The sequence below is a fragment of the Thermoproteota archaeon genome (assembly GCA_003352285.1).
Classification (GTDB): domain Archaea; phylum Thermoproteota; class Nitrososphaeria; order Nitrososphaerales; family Nitrosopumilaceae; genus PXYB01.
Window position 1 is genome coordinate 310,025 of sequence record QQVN01000005.1, and the last position, 23,937, is coordinate 333,961.

Consider the following 23,937-nt stretch of genomic DNA (forward strand, 5'->3'; position numbering starts at 1 on the left):
ATGGATAATTGGAGCGATTGTTGCAGGTATTGCAGCTTATCTAATCGTTCGAAAGATTAAGGAAGATTCAGTTTAGATGCCGATAATTCCATTTGTTATCAAATATTGTATTCCAGAAACAAAATCAGAGTCAGGAATTTTACCTTCTGACCACCAACCTGCATTGTTCTTAACCCATCCTGGGATGTCAGCGCTAGTTGATTGGCCAGATTCTGTTTCAGGAATAGTCATGATTCCGTTGGTAATCATGTACTGAATACCAGATACGAAATCAGAGTCAGGAATCACACCTTCTGACCACCAACCGGCATTGTTCTTAACCCAGCCTGGAATCTCAATTTCTACCATCTTGACAGGTTCTAATGCGGTAGTTCCAATAATCTCAATTTGCTCATCGCCTCCAAAGAAAGGAATCACCAAAGTTCTTGTACCTATAGCAGATTCAATCTCAATGTATTCGGTCTCAAAGCCATCAACCAATATGAAAAAGATATCATCTTCAGTCTCGCTTAATTTAGAATCCAATAATCCTCGTGGTATGGTTATCTCTACAATGCCATCATCAACTGCAACAAAATCTAAAATCAATTCTACAAAGTCAACATCAAGATAGATATCAACAATCTGACCGTTTTCAATATCATAATCTACTGTTTGATCTAAGATTGACATAGAGCCAGACTCTGCATAGGCAAATGATGAAAAACCAATCAATGATAACCCGAGAATTGCAAATATTGAATATTGTATTGTCTTCATGCTTATTCCTCATCTGAAACAGCATTGATTGCTTGTTTCACATCATCTTGGATATCATCTTCGATTTCATCGCTTACTTCATCTTCTAGTTCAGATAAAATTTCAGCAGTTAGTTCTGACTCTATTTCGCGTATTTCATCTTCAGTGAAATCAGCCAATTCCTCATCAGTTAAGATTTCATCAAGGTTTACCTCAATATCATCAATAATTTCATCGGTTGTTTCTTCAGTGAGTTCGGATGAAACAATGTCAGCCTGTACATCAGCTTCTACATCACTGAATTCGCTAATTGGAATTATAGTGTCAACACTTAGTGTTCCATCAAAATCAAGAATCCATGAACCAGAAATTGATGTTCTGCCATGTGTTGCATGAATATCCATTATTTCACCAGATGCAATTGGGAATACACCGTTAGTATCAGCCTGCATTCTAAATGTACCATGTTTTCCATTGGTATCTACGGCATTAACAGTAACTTGCATAGCATTTCTGTCAAATAATACTCGTGCTCTTCCAAATGATGCATCCCATACGTTAATCACATCTCCAGTTGCAGGATCAATTATGGTAAAGTCACCACCAATCACTTTGAGTTTTGCATTTACATCACCAGCATTAGCCAGTTCCAATATCAAAGTGCCAATTACATCTTTAATCACACTGGAATCGGTTTGCTTAACAGCATCACCTCTAAATTCTAGTGAATAGTTTACGGTCTCTTCCTCAGGAATGTCAGGATTAATTCCATAGTAAGTGCCATCCTCTACCTGATCAACTAATCTAGGTGACTTGATTTGATCACGTATAGTATCTAATCGTTCATTTGCTTTATCAATAATTTTTTCTTTGTATTGAATCTTTAATTGTTGGAATTTATCATTGCCAGATTCTTTTATCTTTGCTTTAATCAAATCTGCTTTGTACTTTGCCTTGTCACGTAATTCATCAATCAAACGATCCTTCATTTCGTCGCTTAATCGGTCAGAATTTGCACGTAATGCTTCGATTGCTCTGTCGCGAACATCATCTGTAATTTTATCGCGAACATCATCTATGACATTTGCTTTAGCGGAAGCAGTAACTTCTGTTCGTGCCTTTTGAATCATTTTATCATGAATTTCATCAGAAATTCTTAGTTGTAGTTTCTCTCTAGCAACATCTTTTGCTTTATCGGATAATTTGTCTTTGATCTTATCTTGAACCCTATCAAGAACGTCCGACTTTACTTTATCTTTAATCTCTTGTTTTTTATCAATTAATTTTTCACGGATATCTTCTCTTTTATCTAAAACTTTAATGCGAATTTCATCACGTTTATCAGAAATATTATCTCTGACTTGATCTCTCTTTACTTCTAATCTATATCTAATTTCATCACGTTTATCAGAAATATTATCTCTGACTTGATCTCTCTTTACTTCTAATCTATATCTAATTTCATCACGTTTGGTCTCCAATCGTTCTTTAATTTCATCTCGTCTTTCGGAGGCAGTATCCCGTACTTCATCTCTTTTTTCATCTAATCTTTGTTTTGCTAGTTCTCTCTGTTCTTCTAATTTATCTCTGGCTTGTTGTTTTCTATCTTCTACTTTGTCTTGTGCTTCTTGTTTTCTTTGTTCTAGTTTTTCACGTGCTTCTTGTTTTCTTTGTTCTAGTTTTTCACGTGCTTCTTGTTTTCTATCATCAAGCTGATCACGGGCTTGCTCTTTACGTTCTTCTGCTTTTTCTCTTGCTTCCTGCATTCGTTGTTCTGCCTTTTCTTTTGCTTCAATTCGTTGCTGTTCCAGTCTGTCTTGGGCAACATCTTTCCTGTCATCATCTGATGATTGTGCAAATGCCTGAAAATCCAAGACTGCACTTGAGAATCCTAGCAGTAGTGTGAGAATTGCAAATCCTGCCAAAAGCGTGTTTTGAGCCATTTTACAGTAAAAAATTATTCATCTTTAAAAAGAATTGCTAAGGAATGATTAGTTTGAGTGATCAAACAGACAATTTTAATTTAGTTTTGACTGTTTTATTAGATTCACAAAATATTTGTGCATTGAGCCATCAACGGTTAGCTCTGGATGAAATGCAGTTCCTACGATATTACCTTGTTTTACTGCAATAATTTTTTCATTGTATTTTGAAAGAATCTCAACATTGCTTCCAACGTCAGATATTGAGGGTGCCCTGATAAACACACCGTTAAAATCAGAAATTCCGATTTCAGGCATGTCAATTTCTGCTTCAAATGATTCTCTTTGTCTCCCAAATGAGTTTCGTTCGACATGTACATCAAGTATGTCTAGTAATGGCTGATCAGTTTTGCCAATTACTCTATCCTTTGCATTTTTTGATAGCAGAATTAATCCAGCACATATTCCAAATACAGGCATTCCTGACTCAATTTTTTCTTTGATTTTTTTTAATGAACCATTAACTAAAGAAAGCTGTCCCATCATTGTGCTTTCTCCACCGGGAATTATCAATCCATCTAGATTTTCGATTTCATCGGGAGTTTTTACAAGAGTGACATTTCCAGTTTCGCCTAATTCATCTAATGCTTGTTTAGTAGAATTAATGTTCTCAGCTACATCTCCTTGAATTCCAAATACCCCTATGTTTAATCCACTCATGCTGAACTTCCACGATCCTGCATTCTTAACTCAAGTGTGTTAACGTCAAGACCCAACATTGATTGTCTTTCATCAATCATTTTTTGAGCTTCTTTTACCTTATCTGGTTCTTCCCAAAATGTTGTTGCAAGTACTACTGCTCTTGCACGTTCCTTTGCATCTTCTGCTTTGAAGATTCCAGAACCAACAAAGATTCCATCACATCCTAATGACATAAGATATGCAGCATCAGCAGGAGTTGCAATACCGCCTGCTGCAAAATTCACAACAGGTAGTCTACCAGTTTTTGCTGTTTGCTCTACAAGGTCATAAGAAACCTTAAACTCTCTGGCAATTCTGACTAGATCTTGATTATCACCTGATTCGTAAATTGATTTAATTGCACGTAACTCATCATTGACTTTTTTGATGTGTGTTACAGCTTCTGCGACGTTTCCTGTTCCAGGTTCTCCTTTTGTTCGAATCATTGCAGCTCCTTCTTCAACTCTTCGTAATGCTTCTGCAAGAGAACGAGCACCATTAACAAAAGGCGTAGTAAAATCCCATTTCCAGATATGATGGGTTTCATCTGCAGGTGTCAATACTTCTGATTCATCAATCATGTCAACATCAGTCTCTTGTAATACTCTAGCCTCATAGACATGACCAATCCTGCATTTTGCCATAACTGGGATTGTAACAGAATCCATAATATCTTGAATAACTCTAATGCTTGCAGTTCTTGCCACACCGCCTGCTTTGCGAACATCAGAAGGAAGTTTATCTAAAACCATAACAGAAACAGCTCCTGCTTCTTCGGCGATTTGAGCTTGCTCTACCGTGGTGACATCCATTACTACACCATTTTTTAGCATATGAGCAAAACCTCGTTTGAGGGTTGAAGTACCGCGTGTGATTGAAGTTGCATCAATGTTTTCAGTTACAATACCTTTTGCGTTTCTTAGATCACCTGAAAGTGGAATCATGGTAAAAGTCTCATCATATCCTATTTGTACCTATTCACTTTTTTGACATAATATCATACGTAGTAAGAAAAGGAATTAGCTAATTTTTGATATTACCTGTTCAAGTTCAGTTTCAACTAGGGTGATTATTGGGGGAACAAATTTGTTGGTGGCGTTTTGCTCTGGCCAATAAATTTGCTTTACTGCACCATTTAGGGTCACCTTAACTGAAAATCTATCATAATTATCTGCCTCATCACTTACAGGGAATGATTCTGATGGAATTTCCATGAAGCCAGTCTCTTTAATGATTGCAGATAATTTTTTGAGTGTTGCTTCATCAAGTTTGAAGTGCTTGTCGGGTTGTGGTTCCCCACCTTTAGTAATTGTGTATCGTACATCTCCGTTGTCTTTTATGATGAGAATCTCAGATGTTTGTGGAATTGTTCTCTCTGTGACACCAAATGAAACCTTTTTGATATTATGTTTGGTAAATTCAATTTCTATAATATCACTAGGAACTGATGCACTGTAAGGAATATCAGGTTTAGTGATTATTGGAATTGCAATCAATATTGCTACAATTGCTGGAATTGCACCTAAAACTAACAAGATTGGTTTGACCATGATTTTCTAATAATTATGAAATTATTCTATTAGCAATAAATCTTGGTAAAAATAACTTAAAATTCGAGTTAATTTGTGCATTAGCCGTGGGGTCGTAGCCTAGCCTGGTAGGGCGACAGTGTCTACGAATAGATCACCGCTAAGGGCTCCAGAGGTTAAACTAAGCTACTGATGAAAAGATGATGTGAGTTTGGAGCTGTAGTGACCCGTAGGTCGCCGGTTCGATTCCGGTCGGCCCCACGTTATTTTAAATTAAAATTTTTACTCTTTATTGCGCAGTACATTTAGTGCAGAACCTGCTCTGAACCATTCAATTTGCATTTGGTTATACGAATGAACCAACGAAATTTCATCTTTGGTACCATCATCATGAGTGATTACACATTTGACAGGCTGAGATGGCTTCATTTCTTTAAGATTAATGATGCTAATCTTGTCATTTTCTTTTATTTTATCATAATCTTTTGGATTCTCAAATGTTAATGCCAAAAGTCCCTGTTTTTTCAGGTTGGTTTCATGAATTCGGGCAAAACTTTTTGCAATAACTGCTGCACAGTTAAGATAACGTGGTGACATTGCAGCGTGTTCTCTACTGCTTCCCTCTCCATAATTAGAGTCGCCAATTATTACCCAACGAATTTGCTTTTCTTTATACTGACGAGCTATTTGTGGAAATGGTTCCATTTTATCATTAAGTTGATTTTTTCCTTTTCCTACTTCATCATTAAACGCATTAACTGCACCAAGGAGCATGTTATCACTTAGATTATCAAGGTGACCTCTAAAAGAAAGCCAAGGCCCTGCAGGAGAGATGTGGTCTGTTGTGCATTTTCCTTTAGCTTTTACCATGATTGGAAAATCAACAAAGTCTTTTCCATCCCATTTTTCAAATGGTTCTAAAACTTGTAGTCTGTTACTATTTTTATTAATTATTACCTCAACACTTTCAGGATTTTTAGAAGGTGGAATATAGACATTTTCTGCTTTTTTGAATCCATCTTTTGGAACTTCTGGTGCAATTTTTGGTGCTTCGAGTTTGAATTTTTTACCATCAGGAGTAGTAATGTAATCAGTAAGTGGATTAAAGGAAAGTCTACCACCTAATGCAAGTGCAATAATCATTTCTGGACTAGCAATGAAATTCATTGTTTCACGTCTTCCATCGTTTCTTCCAGGAAAATTTCTGTTAAATGACGTAATGATGGTATTTTGTTCACCTTTTTTTAATTCTGGTCTATTCCATTGTCCTATACATGGACCACATGCATTTGCAAGAACTGTTGCGCCAATTTCTTTTAGGGAAGTCATCTGTCCATCTCTTTCTATTGTTGCTCTAATCTGCTCAGAACCAGGTGTTACTAGTAAAGGAATTTTAGATTTAACACCATTGTTGATTGCTTGTTCTGCTAGGCTGGCAGCACGGGACATGTCCTCATATGATGAATTTGTACAACTTCCAATTAGTGCTACAGAAATTTCATCAATGTATTTTTCTTTTTGGACATCATCATTTAGTTTTGATATTGGTCTTGCAAGATCAGGAGTGTGTGGTCCAACTATGTGTGGTTCAAGTGTTGAAAGATTAATCTCAATTACCTTATCAAAATACTTTTTTGGATCTTTTTCTACTTCAGGATCTGCGACAAGTAATTTTTTATTTTTGTTTGCAAGTTCAGCTAATTCTTTTCGTTCAGTGTAATTGAGATAAGTTTCCATTCTTTCATCATATGGGAATATAGAACATGTAGCACCAATTTCTGCACCCATGTTGGTAATTGTTGCCTTTCCAGTACAGCTGATCGATTTTGTTCCTGGTCCAAAATATTCTATAATGGCATTGGTGCCACCAGATACAGTCAGCTCTCCTGCAACACGTAAAATGATATCTTTTGGTGCTGTCCATCCGTTTAGCTCGCCAGTCAAGTAGACACCTATTCTTTTTGGATAGAGAATCTCCCAGGGCATTCCAGCCATTGTTTCTGCTGCATCAACACCGCCAACACCAACTGCAACCATTCCTAGACCACCAGCATTTGGAGTGTGAGAGTCTGTGCCAATCATCAGACCACCTGGAAATGCATAGTTCTCTAAAACAACTTGGTGAATAATTCCAGCACCTGGTTTCCAAAATCCTATTCCATGTTTGCTAGCAGATGATTCAAGAAATTTGAATACTTCACTATTTTCATCTAGTGAAACGCGCATGTCGGTTTCACCTTCAACTTGTGCTCTGATAAGATGATCACAATGAATTGTAGTTGGCAAACTAGTTTGTTTAAGACCTGTTGACATAAACTGGAGCATTACCATTTGACCAGTAACATCTTGACATGCAACTCTATCTGGACGTAAGAAAACATAATTTTTACCATCATCGAGATTCTTGTTTTCCACTTCTACTAAATGGCCTGCTAGAATTTTTTCAGCCAAAGTGAGAGGTCTGTTTACAACCTTTCTATATTTTGAAATATTTTCTTCTAATTTTGCATAAACTTTGGAAACCATAGAAGGTGTTGTTTCAATTTCCATGTTTGTACAACAAATAAACCGGAATTTAATACTATCAAAAGTGGTTTTTTTGCATTTTGATTGATGATTTCTTAACAATTATAAGCGAAAACTGCTTTTTACTATAAGGGGGAGAATAAGAGTATCTTATTACGAATGTGATTAAAAATGGTCAACAAAGGTTTCCCAAAATTTGGAATGTCTCAAGCAGGTGCATTTGTAGCTGCTCTCAAAAATTACAATTTACCAGATTTCATTTTAGAGCTGGTCGCAAAGGAATCAAATTCAGAATTATTGGAAAGGGGTAGAATCGACGATAGATTACAAAGTATGAATGATCAAGCACTCGAGCTTTTACACAAAGTCTTTGTAGACTGTGAAGAAGATGATGCTGGAAAGTATGCTCAATACAGATTTTATGCATATGTATCAAGCATGTATCACAAATGTGAAGTTTTGATAAATGAGTCAATTCCTGGGAAATCAGGAAAAAATCACAAGGTTCCTGTAGCAGTAAAAAATAATGGAATGTATATTGCGGTAGCATTTAACAAAGCTACTGGAAACCAAATTGCAAAAAAAGACACTGTCAAATTCTATGATATTGTAGATGACATTAAGAAAGGTGAACAAGGAACCATGCTCACTGATGCAATTTATGGTTCTTCTGTTGGATTCAAGGGCGAAGCACTAGTTGAGCTTGAAAAACTAAGCAAATCAAGAAGTAATGATCCTGAAAATAAGCTTGATTTTAAAACTGCTAACTTTGAAAACAATATTTACTCTGTAACAAAGTGCTAATCATTTTCTCATAACCATTTTACGTCATCTAATTCATAATATTTTGTTTTGTCTTTAGAGTGACGTGGTCTTGTATGCAAAACAGTATTACAACAAGGACATTTTGTTCCCTTCCAATTAATATAAACACTGCAAACACTACAACGTTTTTGGCCAGAATTATATCTCAACAGCACATCACCTAGAAGATGCTTTAATGATGTTTGGCACAAGCCTTTACATGAAAACATGAAAAGGATAACAGAAATTAGATTAAAAGAAAATGGTGAGAACACTATAACCGAAAGCTTGAGACATCCATTGTAAGAAACATTGGCTTGTCATTGGTCTTTTCAAAATTTTCTCCATATTGTTCAAATGGCAAATTTGCATAAAAGTGTCTAGTCCAGACATCGTGAACATCTTCTTTGAATTTTTTATGCCCTGCTTGTCTTAGTAACTCATGAGATAATTCATGAGATACAGTAGTACAGTTTTTTTCTGCCAAGAACATAACATCATCAGTAGTTTTTGGTTTTTGCCAATGTATCATGGCAAAATTTTGAGCAAAATATCCTTCACAAGTGCAATCAGTCCAAAACGGCCTAAAATGTGATAGGTAAAAATGAAATGTGTCCTCTCCACGTTGCCGATGATCTCTCAGTAGAGCATTGGTGTCAAGTCGTTCAAGTAAACCTCTATGACCAGTGATCATCTCGTCACATTTGACATCATAATTTTTTGAGAATTTTTCTTTAATCCATTTTTTGTAAAAATTTGCCATATGAATAACATATTGAAACTCTTCGTTTCGTTTTCCATAATCCTCTTCCTTTATTACAAAAATGAAATGCAGAAGCATTTTAAGAAAAATAGATGGTTAGGTTTGGCCTTCGATGCCCATTAATGTTAGAGTTGATCTAATTTTTTCGATCTTTCTAATTTTCCATGTAATGGTTTCTCTCAGTTTTTCCACGGTATCTGATTCAATTTTTGCTAAAATATCATATGCGCCAAAAGTTCCATGTACTTCACGTACGCCTTCAAGGCCTTTTAGTTGCTGAATGATAGCTTCCTCAGAACCGAGTTCACAGTTTATTAAAACATAAGCTGTTGCCATGTACTGCTTTAGGAAATACGGCTATATCAATAAACCGATTTGGCTATTTTGATAATTTTAGGATGCTGCTCCAGATTTCTTTGGGAACTGGCATGACAGATAGCCTAGAAATGCGTAATAATTCCCAGTTTTTGAATTTTTTTTGTTTTTTCATTTCAGATAAGGTTACTGGATTTTTGAGCTGACTCTTGTATTTTACATCTACAACAACATATCTTTCATCTTTTTCATCAGGATTTGGGTAGGGGTTTTTTGTAACTTCCATAATTCCCACGGCTTGTTTCTGATCACCTGAATGATAAAAGAGAATTTGATCACCCTTTTTCATATTGCGTATATGTTTTAGTGCCAAATTGTTATGCACACCATCCCAGACAGTTTTCTTTTCTTTCTTTAGAGTTTCAAAATTGTAACTTGAAGGTTCTTGTTTTGCAAGCCAGTAGTTTACCATGATAATCCTATCAATACAGGGTTTAATTATTTTTGTAAGAGAATGTTCCCCGGTTCTGACTCGCGCAAGATCATTGGTGTTTTTAGCCATTAACCTCCTTGGGTTTTTCTAACCGGGGTTGCCCGAATGTAGCACACCTGGGTGAATTAGAAATCATTGAAATCAATACGATCACCTCATCCCAATCCGTCTGCGTGCTTGCTCTTGGGCACAATACAATACACTTGGTCAAATATTAACCAGGCAGGTTGATTTCAAATCCCACTACTGGAACTCTAATCTTAAAATTTTCAATTATTGCTGAATCGATTTCTCCAATTGTTCCAATTGAGTTTCCATTAAGAATGACTTTGGCTGATCTGCCTTTTTTGAACAAAGATTCCGAGGATGTCTTTGTCAGTGAGTCAAGATTGAATGAGGTCTTTAACATAGATTGCATGATAGATTTTATTTCAGTGAAATTTGATGATTGGTGAGCACTGACACAAGCAACATGTGTTGTTTCATTAATTGGATTTCCAAGTGTAAAGACTGTGCCGATTTCAAATAATTTCTGAGGGTACTGCTCATGAATATTTCGTGAGAGATTTTCAATCAATCCAGGAAGAAGTGAATCACGTAAAATTGTGTGCTCTTGACTTTTGGAATCAACGACAGAAATACTATCTTTCGGATCTCTTTGAGTAGAACTGTAAAGAATTCGTTCACTTGTTAAACTAGAGTTTAGTGCTTCTGTAAATCCAAGTCCAACCAAAACTGAACTTAGAGTTTTGAGTTTTTCTGAAAATTGGTTTTTTTGACCAACAGTTAATGATGGAGATAATATCGGTTCCAAGTTTTGAATGCCATAACCCAGTGCAACTTCTTCAACTAAATCCATTGGGCCAAAGATATCAAATCTATATCGAGGTATAGTACACTCGATCTTTTTTCCTTTAGCGATTGCATCTAATCTAGATTTTTTCAAGCATGAGCATATCAGTGATGTAGTAAGATTTGTTCCAAGTGTTTTGTTTACTAGGTCAGAGTCAAGCGTCAGTTTTTTATTTTTTAATAATGGTGAAGAGTTTTTGGAGCCAGAAATTTTTACCGACTCTAGCTTAAATCCTGCACTTTGAAGAATGGTTGCAACTACAGAAAGAGCGTCTTCTACATCATCTTTGTTCAGACCAGTAACTTCTACAAGAAGATTCTTTGTTTTAGTAGTAACAGTAGTCATTGAAGCGTTGATTATTGGAGGAAATGATACGGTTTTTCCTTTGGAGTCTATAATAATTGGAAATTTCGTTGAATTTCCAAGTATACTGCCATAATCTCTTCCAACATCGGTGTTTTTTAGAATATCAGTTATTGTTTGCTCTTGATTTGAATTAAGTGGAGTAAATTTATGATTTTTATCAGTTGTAGAATACTTAAGTGGAAAGGATATTGTGTCTAGGTCGTGAATACCAATAGAGGATTTTTTTCTTCGTCGGCCAATACCAAAATGAAGATCTTCTTGCATGACCATCAGCTGTTTAATTGTGGCATCATCAATTGAACCACCTTTTGCAATTATGCTAGTAACATATGGTCTAATTTTTGATACTGAAGAATCTACCAGAATTTTATTAGAGCCAGATGAAATTTTTAGTTTGTATAGACCTTTTTTAGTGCCGAGTAATCCTTGCATTCCCAATGCAATTCCAAAATCAGTTGAATAGTCCGGTCGGTTAGGACTGTATTCAATTCTAATTTCATCTTTTGATTCAGACTCAATGTCTAATCCAAGATATGGAAGACTCTCAAGAATTTGCTTTCTTGAAACTTTACCGATAAGTTTCTCAAGTCTAGAATAACTTAATTCAACTACTGGCATTTTGGCGTGCTCCTCAACCAGCTGAGATTATTATTGTAAAACTCTCTAACATCATCTAGACCATATTTTAGCATGGCAATTCTTTCAATGCCACCACCCCAAGCTAAAACAGGTTTTGTGATTCCCAAAGGCTTTGTAACCTCTGGTCTAAAGATTCCCATTCCAAAGAGCTCAACCCATTTTCCTAATCGATCATTGTAAACCATTGTCTGCAGTGATGGTTCAGTGTATGGAAAGAATGTAGGCCAGAATTTTATTTTGGTTAATCCTAAACGTTTGTAGAATTCTTTTTGAATTCCCATAAGATCACGAAGGGTTGCGTTTTTGCCAACGACAATTCCTTCAATTTGATTAAATTCAACAAGGTGTTTGTAGCTTACCTTTTCATTCCTAAAGACTCTACCTAATGAAAAAACTCTAGCATCATCAGGCTTTTGTTCTGCAAGATATTTTATTGTCACACATGTGGTATGAGTTCGCAAAACCATTTTTTGTGATTCAGAAATATCCCATTGGTATCGCCAATTTTTTTTGTGTGAAGAAGAGACATTCTTAATCTGAGTGGGAGTAGCGGGTTTTTTATCACGTAGATTCTTCAAGTAAAAGGTATCTTGCATTTCACGTGCAGGATGATCCTGTGGAGTGAATAGCGCATCAAAATTCCAAAAACTTGACTGAGATAAATTGCCAAAAATTTCTGAGAATCCCAATGTAACAAAAGTTTCACGAATCTCATCAATAGTATCTTTGAGAGGATGCGTTCTTGCAGCAAAAACTTTTGGAGTATCTGCTTCTACATCTATTGCTCCGCTTGTATCATCTAATTCAATATTGCGAGCACTTTCAGAAAGTGATATTGTTTTTGATGTTGTGATTTCTTCAGTGATAAAATCCGGTCTTTTGACAAGTGAATTATAATCGGATTTGTTACTAATTTCTTCAAGTGATATTTTACTTTCACCAATTTGGTTGATTATTTTTTCACCTGGCAATTCCAAGGGAGGATTGTTGAGTGATATTTTATCTCCGTCCGATTTTATCCAGTTGTTTTTTCTTGCTATTCCCATTGCAGGACCAAAAACAGATTTCATCTCTTTTTGTAAATCTTGAAGTTGTTTTGGTCCGTCTTTTAGTAAATTTAGTAATTGTCTTTCGGGTAAGCCATTTGCTTTTGATTCAAGACCATTTTTACCTAATTTGATTAATGTCTTTTTGGTTTCTGAAACATCAAGAAGATTTTTTAGCTTAAGCCACTCTATCCCACGTCTTATTTGATCAGTGGATAGCGTAGTTTCTTCTTCAAGTTTTTCAGGAGAAATTTTTGGCTTTTCTTTTAAAACTCTGATAATTTTTTTTTCTATATCATGAAAAACCTGAGACACAGCACAAAGTTCTAAAAAGACTTTTTAAACCTTAACCTAAGTCAAACATGAATGTCAGTCGATGACTTTGTAGTTACCCCATGGCATGTTGAAGGAGACATTGACTATGACAAGCTCATAAAGCAGTTTGGTACAGAAAAAATTTCTAGTGAACTTTTGAAAAAAATTACCAAGATTACAGGTGAGGATCACTTTATGTTGAGACGTGGAGTGTTTTTTTCCCACAGGGATTTAGGAAATTTACTCAATGAGTATGAAAAAGGGAAAAAATTTTTCCTATATACTGGAAGAGGCCCATCAGGCCATACTCACATTGGTCATCTTGTACCATGGGTTTTTGCAAAATGGTTACAAGACAAATTTGACGTAAACATGTATTTTCAACTCACTGATGATGAGAAATTCTTCTCAAAGCAAAATCTTACTTTAGAGGAGACAAACAAGTATGCATTTGAAAATGCCCTTGATTTTATTGCACTTGGGTTTGATCCAAAAAAAACAAAGATCATAATTAATACACAAAACATCAGTACGCTTTATCCAATAGCTGCTCAAGTAGCAAAAAAAATTAACTTTTCAAATACAAAAGCAGTTTTTGGTTTCACAAATGAAACTAACATTGGAATGATTTTCTATACATCACTTCAATCTGCTCCATGTTTCATTGAGGATCTTCCTGTACTAATTCCTCTGGGAGTTGATCAAGATCCTCACTTTAGATTAACACGAGATATTGCACCAAAGATTGGAAAACCAAAACCTTCGCTTATTCACAACATAATGATTCCTGCGCTTGAAGGGCCTGGAGGAAAAATGTCCGCATCTGCAGATAATGGCACAATCTATACAACTGATTCTCCAAATGCTGTTAAAAAGAAGATTAACAAGTATGCATTTTCTGGCGGTCAACCCGATGTAGAACAACATAGAAAGCTGGGAGGCAATCCAGATATTGATGTATCATATCAATATCTGAGAATCTTTTTTGAACCAGATGATATGAAGCTCAAAAAAATTTATGATGATTACAAATCAGGAAAAATGTTAACTGGAGAACTAAAAGCAATTCTAATTGAAAAGATAAATGCATTTTTAAAAATTCACCAAGAAAAGCGTGAAAAAGCAAGAGAGCTAGTACCCAAATTTTTACTAGAAAATAAATGAAGACAATAATTAACTGTCAAGACAAGTATGAAGCGCAGAAATTATCTAGTCTTATCTACATTAAAGATGGAAACGAGACGTTTATCACCGAAATACTAAACATTGTAGAAAATGAGCTAGTCATATCTCTAAAAGATAAATCAGCGCACAGTATTATCCTAGAAAGTACTAAACAAGTTGAAACATTTGCAGATTTTATTCAATCAGTTATAGAAAAACAGCATAAAATTATCAGTACTGTAACTATCAATGAAAAAGTTGAGATAGTAAAGGGTTAGACTAGTGATTTATCCATTTCATCAGCAAGTATTTCCTGAACTTTCAAAAAATACAGCTGTGTAGAATATGGCATTTCATCGATATTATTTTCAACTGCAATCATAAAGTATCTTACAGCACGCTTTGAGATATCCAGATTAAATTTTAGTGGTAAAATTGGATCCTGTTTTACTTTTATTTTATCTTGCAACCAAGGTGGAGTCATCTCAATACTTTCGGCAATAATTTTTTCATACCAATAAGCAAGATTCTCAGGATGAAGCCCTTTTTGTAAATTAGTGACATCATTATCCAGTTTTTTCATCATGTGATTAATTACAGTCACAGTAATGTCTTAGAATTTTTTGTTTTATCTCGATGACTCAATGTAAAGCAAGTAAATTGTCAACTCATGACAAGTTTCCCTCTGAATCAATTTCAGAGTTTCGTATTCTAGTTGTGGAAATTCTTTTTCCATCACCTGCAAGGATCATTGGGACCACTATTGTCTCGATTGGAGGCATGTTTTTTTCCTGTCTCAACTTGTTGAGATTATTTCCTTGGTAGCTGGTCTCTTGACTAGTTACTAGTGCTTCAACATCTTTTTCAAGCACTGCCGGGCCAAAATCATTGTCAAGTTTACTAATTTGATACTTGGAATTAGGAAATGTTTTCTCTATTATGGATTTTAGATTTATTTTTCTTGTTTCAAAATCATTAAGAGTTTTCTTTCCTTTTTGTATGGCAAACTCATCACTTGTTAGACCTATGATAACACCAGATGATACAGAGAATGCCTTTTCTAGCAATGCCAAATGACCTTTGTGAACAATATCAAAAGTTCCCCCGGTTGCAACAAGATTGAATTTTTTCATAATGACAGTTACATTTGAAATTAAATCTAGTTTACTAATACGAGGTGTATTGGACCTTTATCGCCAAGTGCAATACCGCTTGGATCCCAAATGTAAGTTTCAACATAGTATAACCCACTTTTTTCTGGAATCCACTCAACTGATGGCATCTGGGAATTTGGTCCTTCAAATTTTCCCTCGAATGTACCGATAAATTCAACATAAGGTGGTTTTCCAGATTGAATTACTTGTGCATAGTAAACATATTCTTGATCATATGATTCACTTTCAGAAGCAATCTGTATCCACATGTTACTTTGAATGTTAACTGGGGTGTCTTTTGTCAGACTGCTCAATAAATTACCATCTTTATCACTAATTGAAATATCATTAATGGAAATGCTTTTGCTTAAAATTTCGGGAGGGGTTACTTGAGCATTCAAAACATTTGATGAAAAGCTCTTTGATTCAGATAAAATCTTAAAACCGCTTGCTTGATTGATTCGTTTTTCGGTGAATGTGAATTCCTTTGTAGCTTTTGATTCAATAGTTCCCAAATCAATTGATGAGATTTTCAGTAATCGTGGAGGAGTAAATGCATCATAAAATATTAGGTGGGCAGTTGTATTCTCCGATTTTACACCACCATTGTTTGTAATTGTTCCAGAGAAGCTTATCGATTCTCCCATTATGGTATCAGTTGTTTTGAGATTAAGGGAGCTTGGTTTTACTCCAGCAGAATTGAAGCCTAAGAGATTGACTGAGATGTTAGTTATTGCGCTATTTTTTGTGGGGGATTTTATCACATATGGTGACTTTGCATTTGGTGGAATTACTTCTAAAAGAGAAGTGCCAACGGTTGATTCTAAGGGTTGAAGATTCACATCATCATAAAATCCAGCCCAAATTTTTACTCCAGTAACTGGGAAGTTTTTTGTATTCTGGACCTCACCGATAATTATCGTATATCCATCATCATCAGTGTAGTGATATGGGGTAAAACTAGTTAGAACTATACCAAGTGTAGGCTGTTTGTCTTGGAGTTGTGAATAGCTGGCACTAAACGGAAAAAGGCCAACAATCAAAATCAAGATTACAAGAAATTTCAATAGATGTTCTAATGAAGAGTGATTAATTTTATGTGAAATAGCATAATCTAAACAAGGTAGTTAGAAGGTTTTACCTTATTTCATCTAGGAATGATAAATAAGAAAAAGATGTAAATGATAAATTGTTATTTTATCTTCGTTTCTTCATTGCGGTAATTGCAAACCAGTAAACTAATCCTGGTGCTAGACCAACAATAAGTGGAATCCATACTGGCCATCCATCGACTACGCTTGCCATGTTAATTTCACCCTAACTTATCCTATTTAAATCCATCCTGTAGTCTGAAATCCTTCAAAGATCGCATGGCTTTAGAAAAATGTGTAAGTGGACTGAAGGGGATTTGAACCCCTGACCCCCCGCGTGCAAGGCGGGTATACTACCAGTCTATACTATCAGCCCACGGGAATCATGAAATTCGTGTTGATTTTAATTGTTGTCTTATTGGCCGGTAAAGATTTTATTTGCTCAAAAGGGGTTTTTTGTATGGTACTTTTAGAGTCGCAAATTAAATTAAAAACTGGTGATAAGATTCCAGATTTCTCTCTAAAAGGAATTGACGATAAAATTCATTCAGTAAGTGACTACAAAGACTATGATGGCAAGTTAATTATTTTCATGTGTAATCATTGCCCATATGTTAAAGCAAAAGTTGAGGCAATAAAGGAGATTCATGAAAAGTTTAGTGACAAGGTGGCAGTAGTTGGCATCAACAGTAATGACCCCATAGCCTTTCCAGATGATAATTTTGAAAACATGAAAAAGACTGCTTCAGAAAAGGGTATCAAATTTGACTATTTGGTAGATGACACACAAGAGGTAGCAAAAAGATTTGGGGCAATGTGCACACCAGACCCATTCCTATTTGACAAAAACGGAAATCTTGTTTTCCATGGAAGAATTGACAACGCAATGAAGCCAGAAGATGTAGCTACTGAAAAGACCATGATTGATAACATTACCAAATTACTAAATCAAGAAAAAATCCAAAAGGACTTTGATCCTTCAATTGGTTGTTCAATAAAGTGGAAGGAAAATTAAACTTAAATGAGTCTAGCCTAGAGAACTGTTCGTGGGCTCGTAGCTCAGCTTGGCTGGAGCGTTCGACTGATAAGATTTCTCAGAGATCGAAAGGTCATGTGTTCGAATCACATCGGGCCCATATTCTAATTCTTACTTTCAAAAACTGTTTCCGACCATTGTAATACTGCATCAATATCCTCCGTAATGAGGTCAGCCTTGATTCGCGTTTTTTTGCCAACCTTTCCACATAAAATTAATTTTAGATTTTTTCCAATCTTTGTTTTTAGCGATATAATAGATTCTGAAAAAAAGTTTAGGCCTTCTTCGGATTCTGAAAAAACAACAATTATCATTATTCCATTTTTTTGCTTCCAAATTCTCCCTAGAAATTTTTGAAGATCCAAATCAAAGATTACATCAATTGATGAGGACATATCACCCAAGTAGGAGACAGTCCATTTTTCATATCGATAAGATGCAGATGCTGCCTCTGCAAACAATGAGCTGTTTGCATCTGCAGATAGTATGAGGACATTCTTTTTTGGATCGTTGTCAATCGTGGAGGCTCTTAGGGATTGAATACAACTAGAAATGATGTTGTAAAGATATTTTCTTTCAGAATTTCCTATTTTTCCATCATCGTATTGTTTTTGAACAGATTTGATAGAAGGATAGATCACTTCTGAAATCATCTTTGTGGTAATGGCACCAGAATGAATACAATTTTGAATTAAGCTGTTAATTTGATTTTGTGTTCCTGTGTTAAGAAGTTCTGAAAACTTTTTTTGAATTTTATAATAGTCATCTGGGAAACTGTATTTTTCAATTCCCTCTTCGGTTAACCACAGTGTAATATTTCCAATGTTTTTTTGTGTGATACTTCCTTCTGCTGCAAAAATGTTAAGGTACTTTGTAATAGTTAATCTATTGATTCCTAGTTGTTCGGATACTTCGGTTCCAGAAAGACCAGTCTTTGATTCAGATAGTAGATCAATTATTTTTTCACGTATCTCATTGACTTGATATCCTCTTGCCATACTGGTCTAACCTTGCAGTATGGTATAAAGTCTAATTTTTTTTAGATATCAGGTTCACAAAAGAGACAAAACAAGTCTTAAATAGTTGTACCATAAAGTACGGTAAGAGGAAAGTAAATTGCCGAAAGCAGGATTCAAATCAATTACAGTTTCAGAAGCAGTTTACGATAAGTTCTTCAATGTTTATGAAAAGAACAAAGAAGACCTAACCATGAAAGGTGTAAACAGCTTTTCAGGATATGTCACATACATGTTAGAGGAGATGATGCAAAAGGACAAAACCTTTGCAAGATATGCTCCAAAATTAGAAAAGATTTCAGTTGACGGAGACAGAGTTGTTCTTAAAGATAATATCAAAAACAGGATTGCTGAAGTTACAATTCAGCGAGGCGAGCTATTCTGCCAGCTATGTGATGAAAAAGATTGTGTCCATATTGGATTTGTATTCTCATTACCTGATGTTTACGAAGTTTTGAACTCTAGAGGAATTAAACATCCAAGATAAGAGCAGTGGAGGAGGTGGGATTTGAACCCACGAACTCCTGAGAGACAGGATCACCCATTTTATGATCTTAAGTCCTGCATGTCCAAAAGCACAAGTGCTTACTTTGGCCAGGCTTGATTACTCCTCCGTTGATGCTAATTTTTGTGTGAAATTTAACAGTTTAGAGAGAAACTCGCTATAACTAAGAATTATAAGGATTTTCTACAGGGCAAAAACGGTGCTTCGATAGCTCAGCCTGGTAGAGCGTTACCTTGGTAAGGTAAAGGTCGCGGGTTCGGATCCCGCTCGGAGCTCTAATAATTTTTGATTAACAGTTCCAGATGGCCTGTTCTCTTTTTAGAGTTTGAATTGATTGCACGATTAGCTGCTATTGCAATTGTCTTCCAAGGTTTTTTTGAAAACATCTTTTTGACTTCTGGTGAATATGAGTTAGATAAGAGAACGTAACATCCTTTTGCATCCAATTCCAAGCATATCTCAAATAGTCGTTTTAGGTCTTTTACACTAAAGTCCTTGTTTGTATAGCTTGTAAAATTAGCAGTTTTACTAACTGGCTGATATGGAGGATCAAAATATACAAAGTCATTTTTTTGTGCCAATTTAGAAACAGAGGTAAAGTCACGACAACTAATTGAAACCTTCTTTGATTGTAAGGTGTGGCTTACTGAGTTAAGATTATCCTCATTTACGATGTTTGGGTTTGTGTATCGTCCTAGTGGAACATTGAATTTTCCTTTACTGTTAACCCGATAGAGTCCGTTAAAGCAGGTTCTATTAAGAAATATCAATCTGGCCGTCTTTTCAACTTGGGTCTTTGGCTCACTATCTCTAATAGAATAGTAATAGGAGCTAGAATCCTCAGAGTATTTTTTTTCATGTTTTTTTAGACAGGAGATTAGTTCGCTTACTTTATCACGAATTGTCACATAGGAAAGAACCAGGTCAGAGTTTAGATCAGAAACTACACATGCTTGTTTTTGATTCTTCTCAAGCATATGAAATAGCATTGCACCACCTCCCAAAAATGGCTCAAAATATGTGCCAAAAGCATCTGGTATGTGTTTGTCAAGTTCAGATAATAGCTGTCTTTTCCCACCAGCCCATTTTACAAATGGTTTTGGAGAATCATGAATCTGATCATATTGCTGTGCCAATATGATATGATTCAATCAATTTAGAAGGTATGAAGAGACAACAAATGATCACTATCTGTGCAATATTTTTTAATCAAATTTGGAAGAGCTGAGAATTCTCTCAGTGTAGATAATAAAATGAAAAGGAAAAGGAAAAGATTGGGTTTAGTCCCACTTGGACCAAGCGGCCATCCATCTATAAGTCCACGTTGTTAATTTACATCCCAACGCAGCCATAGTTACAGACAACACTGCACCAGCACCTGCTCCCAGTGCTACTGGGCTGTTATAGAATTTACCTACTTGAGGTTCTATGGGTGTCATGTATGGTGGTAATGTTGGTCTTGGATATTTGAAGGCCGTTTCTAGTGGGTCAGCTACCGTAATCAAGTTGACCATGTTGAACAATGGTAGAGACATTCCTACCAGTACACCGCCGAACAGTATCAGTGAGTGTTTGTTTCTCTTTGTTGCCCAATAAGCCAAGTCCATCAACATTGCTGATGGTAGCCAAACTGGTGTAACAATGAAGTCGTATGGATATCCGAGTGCAAACCATGCACCTTTTGCAATCCACGTGTATACTGTCATAATCAACGCATAATACGTTGCTGTTCCAGGAACGCCTGTAAATGTTAGGTAATATGCTGCACCTACTACAAGCATTAACGTTTGAGATATTGAGAATACTACAAACGATGTCCAGGCCCAGTCAGTGTAGAAGATATAGTCTCCTGCATTAATTGTTAACAAAGTCGAGTTAACCGCAACTACTACTATGAATAAGTAGTGGGTACATCGTCTTAGCCAGACCATTATCAGGTAGAAGATAGGGTTGGTATATAAAATTTTAGACTGGTATGATGATCGTCTTTATCTAGAAAATGAAAAAGAGAAAAAAGTCCAATGGACTGTATCTCACTATACACCGACGTATAGAGAAATAAACACAGTTCCTACTGCAGTACCAGCAAGTGTAGCGGCGATGATTCCGTTGCTATTCTTTCTAGAACCTTCTTCCATGACTTTAACACAGAAGAGATAACCAATCGCCTCGATGATTGTGAGTACGATGAAAGCATAGTGTCCGCTTGGTGTTGGATATGCCCATGGATAATAGAAGTATCCAGCTGCTGTTCCACCAAATGTTGCTAGCCATGCTGCAATGTATGATATTGTTATCAGGCCGGTCATGTTTTCAACTCGTCTGCCAATCATCTTTTCGACGTCAGCAGAACCAGTGCCACCTGAGCCACCTGAACCAAATCCTTTCGGAAGAGTCATTTGCGTTTATACTATGCAGAATACTTTTAAGTCTTTCTTAAAGGACGAAAAAGACTCGATCTAAGTTATAGTTAAAATATAAAGAAAAAAGTGCTTTCGCACGTTTTTGTCTATGGGATTGATCTGCTGTACAGTTTGCCTTCTAGGGCCATCTTGTACATTTCAGCAACATATGGATTTTCACCTGGTGTTTCTGCACCGAGTTCGACAAGTCTAGCATAGACTCTGACCACGTATGCAAGTGCGCCCATAAAGGCGACTACTACACCCATGTTAAACATCCAATGGTTTGGTACTGCAAAGATTTCTTCTACAAACCAAAAGTGCCACATCTCATTTACTCCAATGGTAAACATGGTTGCCAAGTAACCTAGAATGGTCATCTTAAGACCAGTATTCATAGAGTTATTTGGACCTCTTAGAATTGGTACTTTTCTATCATAGATTGCAACTGAACCCCATCCAAGTGGTAGAGCCACGAAGTGGGAGTATAGCCACCAGTGTGCTGGTGTAAATGCACTATCTCTAATAGAGGTTTGATGTAAAGATCCATCAACGAAGTTATCTACTTCGACAGATGCTGCAGTAGAACCCATAGCGATGACGATAAGCCAGATTTTCTTTAGTCTCTGGATTTCGACTTCTTTTGGGATTAATGCGGGCATTTGTGCCATAGGTACAGTGTGTTGCCATCTGAATATAAAGTAAGAGTTCCAATTCTGAGTTTTTTTGTAAATTTCTTTCATTAAATTATGACTAAAACTTGTAATTTTCTGTAATTTTACAATAAAAAAATATAGAAATAATATCAATTTAGAAATGAATTTGAATGATAATCATCAATGATAATCAATAAAACTATTCTTAGATCTCTCACATTAAGGTAAAACATATAACGACGTATGTTACCTCACTGAGTAATTAACGGGATAACTATGGTCGATAAAAAACTAATTGTAGTCGGACTCAGCGTCGTTTTAGCACTGGGAACCGTTGGATTCAACTGGGTTGAATCTATCCTTCCAACAGCTGAAGCACACGGAGTTCAAGCACAACTGCAGAGTCGTTTCGTTAGAATTGAAGATGAAACCTTCAATCGACAATCTCTACAAACCGGAGAGACACTAACTGTACAAGGTAAGTTAGTCAGCCTCGTAGAAAGAGACCTTAGAGGATGGATTTCAATATTCTCTGAATCAACCAATGCTGGAAACAGATGGGAGATTCTAGCAAGAGATCCACCAGGTAACGTCTTTGATATGTCTGGCAACTCAGTTACAGATTATGCAATCTCCGCAAAAGCACTTGAGCCAGGTGTATACCATGTACACACTCAGCTTAACGTAGCTCAAGTAGGTCCAGGACTTGGTCCAGGACAAACAGTAGTAGTCGAGGGAGAACCAATCATCAAAGAAATTCCATACACCAACATTGCATATCAATCAATCATCATTGGTGTTGGATATGTAATCACATTCGCGACACGACCCTGGCAAGTTATCTAAAATCCCTTCTTTCCTTTTCCTTTTCTAGTACATCATAGATTTATCTATCCAAGTCTCATTTTGAAAAAGTGACCAGTTTCAAAATTACAAAATTAGACATGCATCAGAGTTATTTTGTTGGTAAGGTAGAATCAGCAGGAAAAGAATTCAGCATAAATGTTCAGGATCAAAGAAGAGGCAAAGTGCTCAAAATGCCAATTAAACCATACTCAAAAAAACACCGATTTTTAGTCAGATTTACAGGGAAAGAAGATATCTTTGTTGAGGACTATCTGCCATACATTGGAGAATCGGAATGGCTTGAGATTGACTCTGATGAGATAGTATTTGCACTTGCAGATAAACAGGATGAATTTGACACAATAGAAATTGTAGATGAATAGAATCATAGAAACGACTTTAAAGAATTTCAAGAGAGATAAGACATGATTTGGCCAGGGATGGGAGATCCCACAAAGCGGAAAAAAACACTCAAGTTTTTGGGTTTGACAGCAGCCATTGGAATGTCGGTTTTTTTGGCAGGCAGTCTCATTCAAGGTCAGCTTAGTCAAGGCGACCCGCTAAAGGCATGCATCAATGACAGAAATACACCATACAAGATCAAGGCAACCTTAGAGCTTTATGTTGATAAACAGAAAGCAGACATTCCTGCAAATATTGGCTTTGTTGAGGGAGAATGTCAAAGGTCGCTTTATACAATTACAGATGATGGAACAATTTATGCAGAGTGGGAAGAAGAGTACCCATTTGAGATTGGTCATTTTCTATGGTCATGGGACTTTCCGTTAAGAGATATGGAACAGTCAAAATCAAGAATTCTAGTTAACGGTGTAGAATCACCAAACTTCATTCACTCCCCGTTAGTTGAAGGATATCACTACAGAGCAGAGTTCACATCAAAGGCATATGATGAATCAAAAGACAAGGACTTTTTGCCACCCGAGTTACAACCATAAATCTGAATTCTATAGAATCATCTAAGTCCGATTTTAAAAATAATGAAAAGAAGAAAAAGGT

At 36.0% G+C, this 23,937-nt stretch carries 28 protein-coding genes and 4 tRNA genes; 10 read left to right on the top strand and 22 right to left on the bottom strand.

The window, feature by feature from the left end; genetic code table 11:
• Positions 1–72: 72 nt before the first annotated feature.
• From DWQ18_07970 to DWQ18_07995, 6 genes are all read right to left on the bottom strand, one after another.
• Complete coding sequence (locus DWQ18_07970; protein RDJ33098.1) at positions 73–759, bottom strand: hypothetical protein; 687 nt, start codon at positions 757–759, stop codon at positions 73–75.
• 2 nt (positions 760–761) lie between these two features.
• Positions 762–2,681 carry a hypothetical protein gene (locus DWQ18_07975; GenBank protein RDJ33099.1) on the bottom strand — a complete coding sequence of 640 codons (1,920 nt, stop codon included), beginning with the start codon at positions 2,679–2,681 and terminating at the stop codon, positions 762–764.
• Between the two features lie 75 nt (positions 2,682–2,756).
• Entirely contained in the window at positions 2,757–3,380 is a 624-nt protein-coding gene (gene pdxT / locus DWQ18_07980; protein ID RDJ33100.1) for a pyridoxal 5'-phosphate synthase glutaminase subunit PdxT, read from the bottom strand.
• Complete coding sequence (locus DWQ18_07985) at positions 3,377–4,345, bottom strand: pyridoxal 5'-phosphate synthase lyase subunit PdxS (protein RDJ33101.1); 969 nt, start codon at positions 4,343–4,345, stop codon at positions 3,377–3,379. Before DWQ18_07985 ends, pdxT begins: the two co-directional genes overlap by 4 nt.
• 75 nt (positions 4,346–4,420) lie before the next feature.
• Positions 4,421–4,951 carry a hypothetical protein gene (locus DWQ18_07990; protein ID RDJ33102.1) on the bottom strand — a complete coding sequence of 177 codons (531 nt, stop codon included), beginning with the start codon at positions 4,949–4,951 and terminating at the stop codon, positions 4,421–4,423.
• Positions 4,952–5,212: 261 nt separating this feature from the next.
• On the bottom strand, positions 5,213–7,480 hold the full coding sequence (locus tag DWQ18_07995; GenBank protein RDJ33103.1) for an aconitate hydratase: 2,268 nt from the start codon (positions 7,478–7,480) through the stop codon (positions 5,213–5,215).
• Between the two features lie 147 nt (positions 7,481–7,627).
• On the opposite strand from DWQ18_07995, the gene DWQ18_08000 reads away from it, so the two are divergent.
• Positions 7,628–8,260: a hypothetical protein gene (locus DWQ18_08000; GenBank protein ID RDJ33104.1), complete on the top strand. Its 633-nt coding sequence runs from the start codon at positions 7,628–7,630 to the stop codon at positions 8,258–8,260.
• Between the two features lie 8 nt (positions 8,261–8,268).
• On the opposite strand, the gene DWQ18_08005 is transcribed toward DWQ18_08000, so the two are convergent.
• From DWQ18_08005 to DWQ18_08030, 6 genes are all read right to left on the bottom strand, one after another.
• Positions 8,269–8,490 (bottom strand): hypothetical protein, encoded by a 222-nt coding sequence (locus tag DWQ18_08005; GenBank protein ID RDJ33105.1) that lies wholly within the window; start codon positions 8,488–8,490, stop codon positions 8,269–8,271.
• Between the two features lie 44 nt (positions 8,491–8,534).
• Complete coding sequence (locus DWQ18_08010; GenBank protein ID RDJ33106.1) at positions 8,535–9,101, bottom strand: hypothetical protein; 567 nt, start codon at positions 9,099–9,101, stop codon at positions 8,535–8,537.
• 18 nt (positions 9,102–9,119) lie between these two features.
• Positions 9,120–9,359, bottom strand: coding sequence for an Lrp/AsnC family transcriptional regulator (locus DWQ18_08015; GenBank protein RDJ33107.1), 240 nt, complete (start codon positions 9,357–9,359; stop codon positions 9,120–9,122).
• Between the two features lie 43 nt (positions 9,360–9,402).
• Positions 9,403–9,810, bottom strand: a complete 408-nt coding sequence (locus DWQ18_08020; protein RDJ33443.1) for an EVE domain-containing protein — start codon at positions 9,808–9,810, stop codon at positions 9,403–9,405.
• Between the two features lie 235 nt (positions 9,811–10,045).
• Positions 10,046–11,668: a phenylalanine--tRNA ligase subunit beta gene (locus tag DWQ18_08025; GenBank protein RDJ33108.1), complete on the bottom strand. Its 1,623-nt coding sequence runs from the start codon at positions 11,666–11,668 to the stop codon at positions 10,046–10,048.
• A complete protein-coding gene (locus DWQ18_08030; protein ID RDJ33109.1) occupies positions 11,659–13,050 on the bottom strand; it encodes a phenylalanine--tRNA ligase subunit alpha in 1,392 nt (463 codons plus the stop codon). Before DWQ18_08030 ends, DWQ18_08025 begins: the two co-directional genes overlap by 10 nt.
• A 51-nt stretch (positions 13,051–13,101) precedes the next feature.
• Between DWQ18_08030 and DWQ18_08035 the strand changes: the two genes are divergently transcribed.
• Positions 13,102–14,214 (top strand): tryptophan--tRNA ligase, encoded by a 1,113-nt coding sequence (locus DWQ18_08035; protein ID RDJ33110.1) that lies wholly within the window; start codon positions 13,102–13,104, stop codon positions 14,212–14,214.
• The gene (locus DWQ18_08040; GenBank protein ID RDJ33111.1) at positions 14,211–14,492 is read left to right on the top strand and encodes a hypothetical protein; all 282 of its coding nucleotides are present in this window, start codon (positions 14,211–14,213) and stop codon (positions 14,490–14,492) included. The genes DWQ18_08035 and DWQ18_08040 overlap by 4 nt, the downstream gene beginning before the upstream one ends.
• Here the strand turns inward: DWQ18_08040 and DWQ18_08045 are convergent.
• The 4 genes from DWQ18_08045 to DWQ18_08060 form a co-directional block, all read right to left on the bottom strand.
• Complete coding sequence (locus tag DWQ18_08045; protein ID RDJ33112.1) at positions 14,489–14,818, bottom strand: hypothetical protein; 330 nt, start codon at positions 14,816–14,818, stop codon at positions 14,489–14,491. The two genes, DWQ18_08040 and DWQ18_08045, sit on opposite strands and share 4 nt — an antisense overlap.
• A gap of 64 nt (positions 14,819–14,882) precedes the next feature.
• A complete protein-coding gene (locus DWQ18_08050) occupies positions 14,883–15,347 on the bottom strand; it encodes a pantetheine-phosphate adenylyltransferase (protein RDJ33113.1) in 465 nt (154 codons plus the stop codon).
• A gap of 26 nt (positions 15,348–15,373) precedes the next feature.
• A complete protein-coding gene (locus DWQ18_08055) occupies positions 15,374–16,435 on the bottom strand; it encodes a hypothetical protein (GenBank protein ID RDJ33114.1) in 1,062 nt (353 codons plus the stop codon).
• A 326-nt stretch (positions 16,436–16,761) separates the two neighbouring features.
• Positions 16,762–16,835 (bottom strand) — tRNA-Ala (locus DWQ18_08060).
• Between the two features lie 84 nt (positions 16,836–16,919).
• On the opposite strand from DWQ18_08060, the gene DWQ18_08065 reads away from it, so the two are divergent.
• Positions 16,920–17,474, top strand: a complete 555-nt coding sequence (locus tag DWQ18_08065) for a thioredoxin family protein (protein ID RDJ33115.1) — start codon at positions 16,920–16,922, stop codon at positions 17,472–17,474.
• A gap of 33 nt (positions 17,475–17,507) precedes the next feature.
• Positions 17,508–17,595: transfer RNA gene (locus DWQ18_08070), tRNA-Ile, on the top strand.
• 4 nt (positions 17,596–17,599) lie between these two features.
• On the opposite strand, the gene DWQ18_08075 is transcribed toward DWQ18_08070, so the two are convergent.
• Positions 17,600–18,493, bottom strand: coding sequence for an ArsR family transcriptional regulator (locus DWQ18_08075; protein ID RDJ33116.1), 894 nt, complete (start codon positions 18,491–18,493; stop codon positions 17,600–17,602).
• Positions 18,494–18,611: 118 nt separating this feature from the next.
• On the opposite strand from DWQ18_08075, the gene DWQ18_08080 reads away from it, so the two are divergent.
• A complete protein-coding gene (locus tag DWQ18_08080; GenBank protein RDJ33117.1) occupies positions 18,612–18,998 on the top strand; it encodes a hypothetical protein in 387 nt (128 codons plus the stop codon).
• 6 nt (positions 18,999–19,004) lie between these two features.
• Here DWQ18_08080 and DWQ18_08085 read toward each other — a convergent pair.
• A tRNA-Thr gene (locus tag DWQ18_08085) sits at positions 19,005–19,125 on the bottom strand.
• Between the two features lie 92 nt (positions 19,126–19,217).
• On the opposite strand from DWQ18_08085, the gene DWQ18_08090 reads away from it, so the two are divergent.
• Positions 19,218–19,291, top strand: a tRNA-Thr gene (locus DWQ18_08090).
• Here the strand turns inward: DWQ18_08090 and DWQ18_08095 are convergent.
• From DWQ18_08095 to DWQ18_08110, 4 genes are all read right to left on the bottom strand, one after another.
• Positions 19,292–20,152, bottom strand: a complete 861-nt coding sequence (locus DWQ18_08095; GenBank protein RDJ33118.1) for a DNA adenine methylase — start codon at positions 20,150–20,152, stop codon at positions 19,292–19,294.
• Positions 20,153–20,296: 144 nt separating this feature from the next.
• Complete coding sequence (locus DWQ18_08100) at positions 20,297–20,947, bottom strand: ammonia monooxygenase (GenBank protein RDJ33119.1); 651 nt, start codon at positions 20,945–20,947, stop codon at positions 20,297–20,299.
• A 105-nt stretch (positions 20,948–21,052) separates the two neighbouring features.
• Complete coding sequence (locus DWQ18_08105; protein ID RDJ33120.1) at positions 21,053–21,415, bottom strand: hypothetical protein; 363 nt, start codon at positions 21,413–21,415, stop codon at positions 21,053–21,055.
• A 110-nt stretch (positions 21,416–21,525) separates the two neighbouring features.
• Positions 21,526–22,089 (bottom strand): ammonia monooxygenase, encoded by a 564-nt coding sequence (locus DWQ18_08110; protein RDJ33444.1) that lies wholly within the window; start codon positions 22,087–22,089, stop codon positions 21,526–21,528.
• Between the two features lie 261 nt (positions 22,090–22,350).
• Here DWQ18_08110 and DWQ18_08115 point away from each other — a divergent pair, with 261 nt between their 5' ends.
• From DWQ18_08115 to DWQ18_08125, 3 genes are all read left to right on the top strand, one after another.
• Positions 22,351–22,920, top strand: coding sequence for an ammonia monooxygenase (locus DWQ18_08115; GenBank protein ID RDJ33121.1), 570 nt, complete (start codon positions 22,351–22,353; stop codon positions 22,918–22,920).
• A gap of 68 nt (positions 22,921–22,988) precedes the next feature.
• Entirely contained in the window at positions 22,989–23,303 is a 315-nt protein-coding gene (locus DWQ18_08120) for a hypothetical protein (protein RDJ33122.1), read from the top strand.
• 42 nt (positions 23,304–23,345) lie between these two features.
• Positions 23,346–23,876 (top strand): hypothetical protein, encoded by a 531-nt coding sequence (locus DWQ18_08125; protein ID RDJ33123.1) that lies wholly within the window; start codon positions 23,346–23,348, stop codon positions 23,874–23,876.
• Positions 23,877–23,937: the final 61 nt, after the last annotated feature.